Consider the following 12,298-nt stretch of genomic DNA (forward strand, 5'->3'; position numbering starts at 1 on the left):
AGGAAGATTGACCATCATGGTTGAACTTGAAATAGACGGCAAGAAAGTAGAGGTGCCTGAAGGCAGCATGGTCATCCAGGCTGCGCATAAGGTCGACACGTACATTCCTCACTTCTGCTATCACAAGAAGCTGTCGATCGCGGCCAACTGCCGGATGTGTCTGGTCGATGTCGAAAAAATGCCGAAGGCCGTGCCCGCATGCGCGACGCCGGTCTCGGCCGGCATGATCGTGCGCACGAAGTCGGAAAAGGCGGTGAAGGGCCAGCAATCCGTGATGGAATTCCTGCTGATCAATCACCCGCTGGATTGCCCGATCTGCGACCAGGGTGGCGAATGTCAGTTGCAGGATCTGGCGGTCGGTTACGGCAAGTCATCGTCGCGCTATAGCGAAGAAAAGCGTGTGGTGTTCCACAAGAACGTCGGGCCGCTGATCTCGATGGAAGAAATGTCGCGTTGCATTCATTGCACGCGTTGTGTCCGCTTTGGCCAGGAAGTGGCCGGCGTGATGGAACTCGGCATGCTGGGCCGCGGCGAGCATTCGGAGATCACGTCGTTTGTCGGCAAGACGGTCGACTCCGAACTGTCGGGTAACATGATCGACCTGTGCCCGGTCGGCGCTCTGACCAGCAAGCCGTTCCGCTACAGCGCGCGGACGTGGGAACTGTCGCGCCGCAAGTCGGTGAGCCCGCACGATTCGGTCGGCGCGAACCTCGTAGTGCAGGTGAAGAACAACCGCGTGATGCGCGTTCTGCCGTTCGAAAACGAAGCCATCAACGAGTGCTGGATTTCGGACAAGGACCGCTTCTCATATGAAGGCCTGAACAGCCCCGAGCGTCTGACGCAGCCAATGCTCAAGCAAGGCGGCAAGTGGGTCGAAACCGACTGGCACACCGCGCTTGATTACGTGGTCAAGGGTTTGAAAGGCATCAAGGGCGATCACGGCGCGAACGCGCTGGCCGCGCTCGGCAGCGCCCACAGCACGGTTGAAGAACTGTTCCTGCTGAAGCAACTGGCCCAAGCGGTCGGCACACCTAACGTCGACTTCCGTCTGCGTCAGTCAGATTTTTCTGCGCCGGTCGGCGGTGCGCCGTGGCTCGGCACCGCTATCGCCGATCTGTCGAACATCGATTCCGCGCTGGTGATCGGTTCGGATCTGCGCCGCGATCATCCGTTGTTCGCCGCACGTCTGCGTCAGGCCGCAAAGGGCGGCGCGAAGCTCACGTTCGTGCAGGCGACTGGCGATGACGCGCTGATTCCGCAAGCGCAGCGCATTACCGCAGCGCCGTCAGCGTGGCTCGAAGCAATGGCCGGTATCGCCTCGGCGGTCTCGGAAGCGAGTGGCGCCGCGCTGCCGGAGGCTTTCTCCGGTGCACAAGCTACCGACGTGGACAAGCAGGTCGCGAAATCGCTCGCCACCGGCGAACGCCGCCTCGTGCTGATTGGCAACGGCGCGGTGCGTCATCCGGACTTTGCTGTCATTCATGCCGCAGCCCAATGGATCGCGGACGCAACCGGCGCAGCGCTCGGCTTCCTGCCGGAAGCGGCCAACACGGTGGGCGCGCATCTCGTGAACGCATTGCCGGGCGACGGCGGTCTGAACGCTCGTGAAGTGTTCGAACAACCGCGCAAGGGCTATCTGCTGCTGAACCTCGAACCGGAGTTCGACACGGCCAATCCGGCGCAGGCTTTGGCCGCGCTGAATCAGGCTGAAATGGTTGTCGTGATGTCGCCGTTCCAGATCGGCGCCGAATACGCCGACGTGCTGCTGCCGATCGCGCCGTTCACCGAAACGGCCGGCACGTTCGTCAATGCCGAAGGTACGGTGCAGTCGTTCAACGGCGTCGTGCGTGCGCTTGGCGAGACGCGTCCGGCATGGAAGGTGTTGCGTGTGCTGGGTAGCCTGCTGGGCGTGCCGGGCTTCGAATACGACACGGCCGAAGAAGTGCGCGAAGCCGCGCTCGGCGACGGCGAACTGCAATCGCGTCTGTCGAATAAGACCGGCGTGGCGGTTGCGCGGGGCAAGGCGGCGAAGGCAGCGGAAGGCAAGTTCGAGCGCATCGCCGACGTGCCGATCTACCACGCCGACTCGCTCGTCCGTCGCGCAGAGTCGCTGCATCTGACCGCCGCGGCGCGCGCCGCGAACAAGGTGGGCCTCCCGGCTGCGCTGTTCGACAAACTGGGTTTGAAAGAGGGCGACGCGGTTCGCGTGCGCCAGGGGGAGCAATCGGTGCAGTTGCCGGCCGTGCGCGACGCAAATCTTGCGGAGACGGTCGTCCGCGTATCGGCGGCTACGCCTGCCGGTGCAGCGCTGGGCAGCCTGTTCGGTGAACTGCTGGTGGAGAAGGCGTAAATGAGCTTGTTCGATACGATCAACTCGGGCGGCACCCAGCTTCTCGGTGTGGCATGGCCCACGGTGTGGGCACTGGTGCGCATCCTGGTGGTGGCCGTCGTGATCCTGCTGTGCGTGGCTTACCTGATTTTGTGGGAGCGTAAGCTGATCGGCTGGATGCACGTGCGTCTCGGCCCGAACCGCGTTGGCCCCGCAGGTTTGTTGCAGCCTATCGCCGACGTGCTGAAGCTGTTGCTGAAAGAAGTGATTCAGCCGGCTCAGGCGAGCCGCTGGATCTACCTGATTGCGCCGATCATGGTGGTGGTGCCGGCTTTTGCGGTCTGGGCGGTCATTCCGTTCCAGGCGGGCGCGGTGCTCGGCGACATCAACGCGGGTCTGCTCTATGCAATCGCGATTTCGTCGATCGGCGTGTACGGCGTGATTCTGGCCGGCTGGGCGTCGAACTCGAAGTACGCGTTCCTTGGCGCAATGCGCGCGGCGGCGCAGATGGTCTCGTACGAAATTTCGATGGGCTTCGCGCTGGTCGTCGTGCTCATGACGGCCGGCACGCTGAACCTGTCGGGTATCGTCAATTCGCAGGAACAGGGCTTCTTCGCATCGCACGGCTTGAATTTCCTGTCGTGGAACTGGCTGCCGCTCTTGCCGATGTTCGTCGTGTACTTCATCTCGGGCATCGCCGAAACGAACCGCCACCCGTTCGACGTGGTGGAAGGCGAGTCGGAAATCGTCGCGGGTCACATGATCGATTACTCGGGTATGGCGTTCGCGCTGTTTTTCCTCGCCGAGTACATCAACATGATCGTGATCTCGGCATTGGCTGCAACACTGTTCCTCGGCGGCTGGAGCGCACCGTTCGGCTTCCTGTCTTTCATACCGGGCATCTTTTGGCTCGTCGCCAAGGTTTTCCTGCTGCTGTCGGTGTTCATCTGGGCGCGAGCCACGTTCCCGCGCTACCGCTATGACCAGATCATGCGTCTCGGCTGGAAGATTTTCATTCCGGTCTGCGTGGTGTGGCTGGTGGTGGTCGGCTTCTGGATTATGTCGCCGTGGAATATCTGGAAATAAAGGGCGGATGAACTCATGACCGCAATCCAAAATTTTTTCAAGACCTTCTTCCTGACGGAGCTGCTCAAAGGCCTCGCACTGACCGGACGTTATACGTTCCAGCGCAAGGTGACGGTGCAGTTTCCGGAAGAGAAGACCCCCATTTCACCGCGTTTTCGCGGCCTGCATGCGCTGCGCCGTTATGAGAATGGCGAAGAGCGCTGCATCGCGTGCAAGCTGTGCGAAGCGGTGTGTCCCGCGCTTGCTATCACGATCGAGTCTGAAACGCGCGAGGACAATACCCGTCGCACGACGCGTTATGACATCGACCTGACCAAGTGCATCTTCTGCGGTTTCTGCGAAGAAAGCTGCCCGGTGGATTCGATCGTCGAGACGCACATTCTCGAATATCACGGCGAAAAGCGCGGCGACCTGTACTTCACGAAGGACATGCTGCTGGCCGTGGGCGATCGCTACGAAGCGGAGATCGCCGCCAACAAGGCTGCCGACGCACCGTACCGTTGAAGCGTTCAGCCGAAGCGGTAGATGCACCAGTAACGCATGAGTAAATGCAGCAGTAACACGGCCTGTTGTCGGGCCGAGCGCCGCGGCCTGAACGCCGCGGCACGGCGCACCTGTGCGGCTGTTCTGGCGGTTTCACGCTGTTGCCAGACGCACGTGCCAAAGAACAATGCCTGACGATGGCCTAACGATGAACCGGTAATCATGGAATTCACGACCGTACTGTTCTACATCTTCGCGCTGCTCCTGGTGGTTTCGGGGCTGAAGGTGATCACCTCGCGCAACCCGGTGTCCTCCGCACTGTTTCTCGTGCTGGCGTTCTTCAACGCAGCCGCGATCTGGATGCTGCTGCAAGCCGAGTTCCTTGCCATCCTGCTGGTGCTGGTCTACGTGGGCGCGGTGATGGTGCTGTTCCTGTTCGTCGTGATGATGCTCGACATCAACATCGACGTGCTGCGTAAGGACTTCAAACGCTTTGTGCCGATGGCCACGGTGGTGGGCGCGATCATCGTGCTCGAAACCGCGCTGATCCTGTGGCACGGCTACGGCGCGACGAGCACGGTGGTGCGCGACACGGCCGCAGCGGCGGGCGGCATGGGCGACTGGTCGAACACGCGCCTGATCGGCAAGGTGATCTATACCGACTACATCTTCGCGTTCGAAGTGGCCGGCCTCGTGCTGCTGGTGGCGATCATCGCGGCAATCGCGCTCACCACGAGCCACAAGAAAGACAGCAAACGCCAGAACATCAGCGAGCAGGTGAAGGTGCGTGCTCAGGACCGCGTGCGCGTCGTGAAGATGCCGTCGGAGAAAAGCGCGGCAACCGTCGCGGCGGAAGAAGCCGCAGCAGCTGCGGCAGCGGCCGAATCGGCATCTGCCAAGAACAGCTGAGCGCACAGGAGATAGAAACCATGTTGACCCTTGCTCATTACCTTGTGCTCGGCGCGATCCTGTTTGCGATCAGCGTCGTCGGCATTTTCCTGAACCGCCGCAACGTCATCATCATCCTGATGGCGATTGAACTGATGCTGCTCGCGGTGAACACCAATTTCGTCGCGTTCTCGCATTATCTCGGCGACGTGCATGGCCAGATCTTCGTGTTCTTCGTGCTGACCGTTGCGGCAGCGGAAGCGGCGATCGGCCTCGCGATTCTGGTGACCCTGTTCCGTAGCCTCGACACGATCAATGTCGAGGATCTCGATCAGCTCAAAGGTTAATCTCAGGAAAAGCGGTTATGTCCACGATACTCAATGAAAACCTGCTGCTGGCGATTGCGCTGGCACCGCTGGCCGGTTGCCTGATTGCGGGGCTATTCGGAAAGACGGTAGGGCGTGCGGGTGCGCACTCGGTCACGATCCTCGGCGTTGCCGTCTCGTTCGTTCTGTCGGCCGTCGTCTTCTTCCAGGTCCTGAACGGCGCGAGTTTCAACGCGACCGTCTATGAATGGATGACGATCGGCAAGACGAAGTTCGAGATCGGCTTCCTCGTCGACTCGCTGACGGCAATGATGATGTGCGTCGTGACCTTCGTGTCGCTGATGGTGCACATCTACACGATCGGCTACATGGCCGACGACGACGGCTACCAGCGCTTCTTCTCGTACATCTCGCTGTTCACGTTCTCGATGCTGATGCTCGTGATGAGCAACAACTTCCTGCAGTTGTTCTTCGGCTGGGAAGCGGTGGGTCTGGTGTCGTATCTGCTGATCGGCTTCTACTTCACGCGCGAGTCGGCGATCTACGCGAACATGAAGGCGTTCATCGTGAACCGCATCGGCGACTTCGGCTTCCTGCTGGGTATCGGCCTGCTGTTTGCGTTCGCCGGTTCAATGAACTACGGCGACGTCTTTGCCAAGCGCACCGAACTCGCGGCATTGACCTTTCCGGGTACGGACTGGGGCTTGCTGACGGTCGCGTGTATCTGCCTGTTCATCGGCGCAATGGGTAAGTCCGCGCAGTTTCCGCTGCATGTGTGGCTGCCCGATTCGATGGAAGGCCCGACGCCGATTTCCGCACTGATTCACGCGGCAACCATGGTGACGGCCGGTATCTTCATGGTCACGCGCATGTCGCCGCTGTTCGAACTGTCGGATAGCGCGCTCTCGTTCGTGACGGTGATCGGCGCGATTACCGCGCTGTTCATGGGCTTTCTCGGCATTGTCCAGAACGACATCAAGCGCGTGGTGGCTTACTCAACGCTGTCCCAACTCGGTTACATGACGGTCGCGCTCGGCGTGTCGGCTTATCCGGTCGCAGTGTTCCACCTCATGACGCACGCGTTCTTCAAGGCGCTGCTGTTCCTCGGCGCGGGTTCGGTGATCATCGGTATGCACCACGATCAGGACATGCGCAATATGGGCGGCCTGCGCAAGTACATGCCGATTACGTGGATAACGTCGCTGGTCGGCTCGCTGGCGCTGATCGGCACGCCGTTCTTCTCGGGCTTCTACTCGAAAGACTCGATCATCGACGCGGTGAAGCTGTCGCATCTGCCGGGTTCGGGCTTCGCGTACTTCGCTGTGGTGGCAAGCGTGTTTGTCACCGCGCTGTATTCGTTCCGTATGTACTTTATGGTGTTCCACGGCGAGGAGCGCTTCCGCGATCCGAAGCATCCGGATTCGCCGATGGGCGCGGAAGCCGCCGCCCACGGTCACGGCAATGGCCACGACGCGCACGGACATGGTCACGACGACCACGGTCACGCTCACGAGCCGCATGAAACGCCTTGGGTGGTGTGGCTGCCGCTGGTGCTGCTGGCGATCCCGTCGGTCGTGATCGGCGCAATCGCAATCGGCCCGATGCTGTTCGGCGACTTCTTCCAGCACGGGGTGGCGTTCGACAAGGTGATCTTCATCGGCGAAAACCATCCGGCACTGCACGAGATGGCTGAAGAGTTCAAGGGCTGGGTGCCGATGGCGCTGCACTCGGTGGCGGGCCTGCCGGTCTGGCTGGCGCTCGCGGGTGTCGTCGTCGCGTGGTTCCTGTATCTCGTTCGTCCCGATTTGCCGGCTGTCATCAAGCGCGCGTTCGGGCCGATCTACACGCTGCTCGACAACAAGTACTACATGGACAAGATCAACGAAGTCGTGTTTGCGCGAGGCGCCGTGGCAATTGGCCGTGGTCTCTGGAAGGAAGGCGATGTCGTTGTGATCGACGGCATCGTCAATGGCAGCGCCCGCTTCATCGGCTGGTTCGCCGGCGTAATCCGCTTCCTGCAATCCGGCTACATCTATCACTACGCGTTCGCCATGATTATCGGCATGTTGGGGCTCCTGACCCTGTTTGTAACGCTCGGCGGCAAATAAGGCGAGGGACACTAATGCACGCTTATCCGATTCTCAGTATCGCCATCTGGTTACCGATCCTTTTTGGTTTGCTGGTTCTGGCCATCGGTTCCGACCGGAATCCCGGCCCCGCGCGCTGGGTCGCGCTGATCGGCTCGGTCGTCAGCTTCATCGTGACGATCCCGCTGATTACCGGTTTTGATTCGAGCACCGCCGATCTGCAGTTTGTCGAAAAGGCGAACTGGATCGAACGATTCAACATTACGTATCACCTGGGTGTCGACGGCATCTCCATGTGGTTCGTGGTCTTGACCGCATTGATCACGGTGATCGTCGTGATCTCCGCGTGGGAAGTGATCACGAAGAACGTGGGTCAGTACCTGGCCTCGTTCCTGATTTTGTCGGGCATCATGGTCGGCGTGTTCAGCGCGGCTGACGGCATGCTGTTCTACGTGTTCTTCGAAGCGACGCTGATTCCGATGTACATCATCATCGGCGTGTGGGGCGGGGCGAACCGCGTGTACGCGGCGTTCAAGTTCTTCCTGTACACGCTGATGGGTTCGCTCTTGATGCTGGTCGCGCTGCTGTATCTGTACATTCAGACGGGCACGTTCGATCTGGCCACCTGGCAGCACGCGCAGATCGCCATGACGCCGCAGATCCTGTTATTCATAGCGTTCTTCATGGCGTTCGCCGTGAAGGTGCCGATGTGGCCGGTTCACACATGGTTGCCTGACGCGCACGTGGAAGCGCCGACGGGCGGCTCGGTCGTGCTGGCCGCGATCATGCTGAAGCTTGGCGCCTACGGTTTCCTGCGCTTCTCGCTGCCGATCGCGCCGGACGCGAGCCACTTCCTCGCGCCGGTCGTCATCACGCTGTCGCTGATCGCGGTGATCTACATCGGTCTGGTCGCCATGGTGCAGGCCGACATGAAGAAGCTGGTCGCGTATTCGTCGATCGCGCACATGGGCTTCGTTACGCTCGGCTTCTTCATCTTCAATCAGCTCGGCGTTGAAGGCGCGATCGTCCAGATGATCTCGCACGGCTTCGTGTCGGGCGCAATGTTCCTGAGCATCGGCGTGTTGTACGACCGCATGCATTCGCGTCAGATCGCGGATTACGGCGGCGTCGTCAATGTGATGCCGAAGTTCGCTGCCTTCGTGATGATGTTCTCGATGGCGAATTGCGGCTTGCCGGGTACTTCCGGTTTTGTCGGCGAATTCATGGTGATTCTGGCTGCCGTCCAGTACAACTTCTGGATCGCGGGCGGCGCGGCCGTGACGCTGATTCTCGGCGCGGCCTATACCTTGTGGATGTACAAGCGCGTGTACTTCGGCGCGGTCGCCAACGATCACGTGAAGAGCCTGCTCGACATTGGCCGTCGCGAATTTTTCATGCTGGCAGTGCTCGCCGCACTGACTCTGTTCATGGGCCTGTATCCGAAGCCCTTTACCGATGTGATGCACGTATCCGTGGAAAACCTCCTCTCCCACGTTGCGCAGTCCAAGCTGCCGTTGTCTCAGTAACGCAGAGCGGAGGAATTAAAGACCATGCAAAACGCCCCTATGACTGCTCTGTTGCCCGACGCGCTCGTGATGCTCGCCGTTGTCGTCGCGTGGCTCAACGACACGTTCGTCGGCCAGGCCGGTCGTCGTACCACGTATTTCATCACGCTCCTGTCGACGCTCGTCGCCGGCATCTGGTTCGCGGTCAATGCGTTGGACCCGTCGGTGCACTACTTCTTCAGCCGCATGTATGTGGTCGATTCGTTCGCGAGCTTGATGAAAGCGGTGGTAACGCTCGGCTACACGGTGACGATCGTCTATTCGCGCCGTTACCTTGAAGATCGCGGCCTGTTCCGCGGCGAGTTTTTCCTGCTGGGCATGTTCTCGTTGCTCGGTCAGCTCGTCATGATCTCCGGCAACAACTTCCTGACGCTGTACCTCGGTCTGGAACTGATGTCGTTGTCGCTCTACGGCGCGATTGCGCTGCGTCGCGACGCAGCGCCGTCGAACGAAGCTGCAATGAAGTACTACGTGCTCGGCGCGCTGGCTTCCGGCTTCCTGCTGTACGGCATCTCGATGCTTTACGGCGCGACGGGCGGTTCGCTCGAGCTGGGTGAAGTGTTCCGTGCGATCCGCCAGAGCCAGTACGATCCAAGCGTGCTGCTGTTCGGTGTAATCTTTATCGTCGCGGGCGTCGCGTTCAAGATGGGCGCGGTGCCGTTCCATATGTGGGTGCCCGACGTGTATCAGGGCGCCCCGACGGCCATGACGCTGCTGGTCGGCGGCGGTCCGAAGGTTGCGGCATTCGCATGGGGCCTGCGTTTCCTCGTGATGGGTCTGCTGCCGCTCGCGGTCGAATGGCAGCAGATGCTGGTGATCCTCGCGGCGCTGTCGCTGATCGTCGGCAACATCACCGGTATCGTGCAACGTAACGTCAAGCGAATGCTCGCGTACTCGGCGATCTCGAACATGGGCTTCGTGCTGCTCGGCCTTCTGGCCGGCGTGGTCGATCAGAAGAGCACGGGCGCGGCGAACGCGTACGGTTCGGCGATGTACTACAGCATCATTTATCTGATCACGACGATGGGCACCTTCGGCGTCATCATGCTGCTGGCGCGCCGCGAATTCGAAGCGGACACGCTCGAGGACTTCAAGGGCTTGAATCAACGCAGCCCGGTGTTTGCCTTCGTGATGATGGTGATGATGTTCTCGCTCGCCGGCATTCCGCCCGCCGTCGGTTTCTACGCGAAACTCGCGGTGCTGCAGGCCACGATGAACGCCGGCCTGACCTGGCTGACGGTGCTCGCGGTGATCACGTCGCTGTTCGGCGCGTTCTACTACTTGCGTATCGTCAAGCTGATGTACTTCGACGAGCCGCAAGATAAGTCGGCGATCGTCGCAGATACGAGCACGCGCGCGTTGCTCGCGCTCAACGGCGTGGCGGTGCTGGTGCTCGGTATCGTGCCGGATCCGCTGTTGAAAGCTTGCCTGCAGGCTATCCAGCACACGCTGTCGTTCTGATGTCGGCAGCAGGCTGGTTTATCGTGCTGCTGGCGCTGGTCGGCGCCAACCTGCCGTTTCTGAATCAGCGACTCTTCGCCGCCGTGCCGTTGAAGGCGGCGAAGAAAAGCGCCTGGATTCGCATTGCCGAATTGGTCGTGCTGTACTTCGTGGTCGGTGCGCTTGGTTTTTTGCTTGAAGCGCGCGCGGGCAACCGCTTCGAACAGGGATGGCAGTTCTACGCGATCACGTTCGCGCTATTCGTTGTTTTCGCGTTCCCCGGTTTTACCTTCCAGTATCTCGTCAAACGCCGCTGACGGCGTCTCGCCGTCGCGCACCATGCTGTTCCGAGGTCGCATATGGCTGAACTCCCCGATCACGACGCCGTCCTTACCGAGACCTGTGTCGAGAGTAAAACGGTTCATCAAGGGCCGTTTCTGACGCTTAAGTGCGATACCGTTCGCCTGCCGGACGGCAAGCGTGCCACCCGCGAATATGTGGAGCATCCGGGCGCCGTGATGGTGATTCCCTTGTTCGACGACGGCCGGGTGCTGCTGGAAAGCCAGTATCGCTATCCGATGGGCAAGGTCATGGTTGAATATCCGGCCGGCAAGCTCGATCCGAACGAGGGCGCGCTTGCCTGCGCGATCCGCGAGTTGCGGGAAGAGACCGGCTATACGGCGCGCGAGTACGTGTATTTGACGCGCATTCATCCCATCATTTCTTATTCGACCGAATTCATCGACATCTACCTCGCGCGTGGCCTCACCGCCGGTGAGCGCAAGCTCGACGACGGCGAGTTCCTCGAACTGTTCACGGCGACCGTTCCGGAGATGTCGGAATGGGTGAGGACCGGCAAGGTCACCGACGTTAAAACGGTGATCGGCACGTTCTGGCTGGAGAAAGTGTTGTCGGGCGCATGGCCGCTCGCGGAGATGCAATAGTTCTTTGTGATTGAAGAGGGCGCTCGCAACGTTGCGCCACATGTAAGAAGCCCCTGTCGGTCGAGCGCCGGGCAGGGGCTTTGTCATTATGGAGCGGCATCAGGCTTCAAGGCTTGTCGCGGTGTCTGAATAAATGCACCTTTGTCTTATGCCATCCGACAGTCTCGCTTCATCGCCGTTGTAACTCTAGTATCGACCTCTGGCAAACGTATTCGCCGCCCCATTATTTTGGATGACGAAATAAATAATGCGTTTGAGCTTGGATGTGCAAAACGTCTGGTTGTCACTTGACAACCTATCTCGCGCGCACTATATTGGAGGACAAGATGGTTCGTGGAATCCACGCTAAGAAAGAGATCGAAGCCGCGTTGGCATACGCCGAAAGGCGCGGCTGGCGCATACAGGGCGGTGGCAAAGGCCACGCATGGGGAAAAATGTATTGCCCTTACAAAGACGCGGAGTGCCGTTGTGGAGAGTTCTGCATATCGAGCGTATGGAGTACGCCGAAGAACGCCGTCAATCATGCCAGGCACTTGCGGCGCATCGTCGACAACTGCACGGCCCGCCGCTAGCGCGAACATTGAATGACAAAGGTCTTGGCTGAAGGACAGGAGTAGAAAATGGAATATGTGTTCACGTTGAAGTACAGGCTCGCGGCGGAAGACTCTGATCTCGACGCAATCGTCGAGCGTCTGGGCGAAGCGGGGTGCGACGACGCTACGATCGGTGTGGGGCAGCCGGGGCGGCTCGCGCTGGTCTTTTCGCGCGAAGGTGCATCCGCGTTCGAGGCGCTGGTCAGCGCGCTTGACGACGTCAAGAAGGCAGTGCCGTCGGCGCGGCTTGTCGAGGCCGGCCCGGATTTCGTGGGCCTGACTGACGTGGCGGAGATTGCCGGCGTATCGCGGCAAAATATGCGCAAGCTCATGTTGAGTCATGCGGTGGAGTTTCCCGCGCCGGTACACGAGGGTAGTGCCTCTGTGTGGCATCTGTCGGACGTGCTCGACTGGCTGAACGAGCGCGGCGGATACGACATCAAGGCAGACGTTTTCGACGTCGCGAAGTCAGCCAAGCAGATCAACCTTGCCAAAGAGGCGCGCGGACTTGAGCCGGGGCTCAATCGACGATTGGAATGCCTCGTGGCATGAGGGCT

General features: G+C 60.3%; 12 protein-coding genes. All 12 read left to right on the forward strand.

Going from position 1 to position 12,298, the window contains the following annotated elements; all coding sequences use genetic code 11:
* Positions 1 to 16: 16 nt before the first annotated feature.
* The 12 genes from nuoG to C0Z16_RS23670 all read left to right on the forward strand — a co-directional run bounded on the left by nuoG (position 17) and on the right by C0Z16_RS23670 (position 12,293).
* Positions 17 to 2,350: an NADH-quinone oxidoreductase subunit NuoG gene (nuoG, locus tag C0Z16_RS23615; RefSeq protein ID WP_102634480.1), complete on the forward strand. Its 2,334-nt coding sequence runs from the start codon at positions 17 to 19 to the stop codon at positions 2,348 to 2,350.
* A complete protein-coding gene (gene nuoH, locus C0Z16_RS23620; RefSeq protein WP_102634481.1) occupies positions 2,351 to 3,415 on the forward strand; it encodes an NADH-quinone oxidoreductase subunit NuoH in 1,065 nt (354 codons plus the stop codon). It abuts the gene before it with no gap.
* Between the two features lie 15 nt (positions 3,416 to 3,430).
* On the forward strand, positions 3,431 to 3,919 hold the full coding sequence (nuoI, locus tag C0Z16_RS23625; protein WP_102634482.1) for an NADH-quinone oxidoreductase subunit NuoI: 489 nt from the start codon (positions 3,431 to 3,433) through the stop codon (positions 3,917 to 3,919).
* A gap of 201 nt (positions 3,920 to 4,120) precedes the next feature.
* On the forward strand, positions 4,121 to 4,807 hold the full coding sequence (locus tag C0Z16_RS23630) for an NADH-quinone oxidoreductase subunit J (protein ID WP_102634483.1): 687 nt from the start codon (positions 4,121 to 4,123) through the stop codon (positions 4,805 to 4,807).
* Positions 4,808 to 4,827: 20 nt separating this feature from the next.
* The gene (nuoK, locus tag C0Z16_RS23635; RefSeq protein WP_013339863.1) at positions 4,828 to 5,133 is read left to right on the forward strand and encodes an NADH-quinone oxidoreductase subunit NuoK; all 306 of its coding nucleotides are present in this window, start codon (positions 4,828 to 4,830) and stop codon (positions 5,131 to 5,133) included.
* A gap of 17 nt (positions 5,134 to 5,150) precedes the next feature.
* Positions 5,151 to 7,220: an NADH-quinone oxidoreductase subunit L gene (gene nuoL, locus C0Z16_RS23640; protein ID WP_102634484.1), complete on the forward strand. Its 2,070-nt coding sequence runs from the start codon at positions 5,151 to 5,153 to the stop codon at positions 7,218 to 7,220.
* Positions 7,221 to 7,234: 14 nt separating this feature from the next.
* A complete protein-coding gene (locus C0Z16_RS23645) occupies positions 7,235 to 8,725 on the forward strand; it encodes an NADH-quinone oxidoreductase subunit M (protein ID WP_102634485.1) in 1,491 nt (496 codons plus the stop codon).
* Between the two features lie 24 nt (positions 8,726 to 8,749).
* Complete coding sequence (nuoN, locus tag C0Z16_RS23650; RefSeq protein ID WP_102634486.1) at positions 8,750 to 10,225, forward strand: NADH-quinone oxidoreductase subunit NuoN; 1,476 nt, start codon at positions 8,750 to 8,752, stop codon at positions 10,223 to 10,225.
* Entirely contained in the window at positions 10,225 to 10,521 is a 297-nt protein-coding gene (locus tag C0Z16_RS23655; RefSeq protein WP_102634487.1) for a DUF2818 family protein, read from the forward strand. The genes nuoN and C0Z16_RS23655 overlap by 1 nt, the downstream gene beginning before the upstream one ends.
* A gap of 42 nt (positions 10,522 to 10,563) precedes the next feature.
* Positions 10,564 to 11,148 (forward strand): NUDIX domain-containing protein, encoded by a 585-nt coding sequence (locus C0Z16_RS23660; RefSeq protein ID WP_102634488.1) that lies wholly within the window; start codon positions 10,564 to 10,566, stop codon positions 11,146 to 11,148.
* A 326-nt stretch (positions 11,149 to 11,474) separates the two neighbouring features.
* Positions 11,475 to 11,720: a hypothetical protein gene (locus tag C0Z16_RS38915; RefSeq protein WP_102634523.1), complete on the forward strand. Its 246-nt coding sequence runs from the start codon at positions 11,475 to 11,477 to the stop codon at positions 11,718 to 11,720.
* Between the two features lie 48 nt (positions 11,721 to 11,768).
* Positions 11,769 to 12,293, forward strand: coding sequence for a helix-turn-helix transcriptional regulator (locus C0Z16_RS23670; RefSeq protein WP_102634489.1), 525 nt, complete (start codon positions 11,769 to 11,771; stop codon positions 12,291 to 12,293).
* Positions 12,294 to 12,298: the final 5 nt, after the last annotated feature.

It is taken from the genome of Paraburkholderia rhynchosiae (assembly GCF_002879865.1).
GTDB lineage: Bacteria > Pseudomonadota > Gammaproteobacteria > Burkholderiales > Burkholderiaceae > Paraburkholderia > Paraburkholderia rhynchosiae.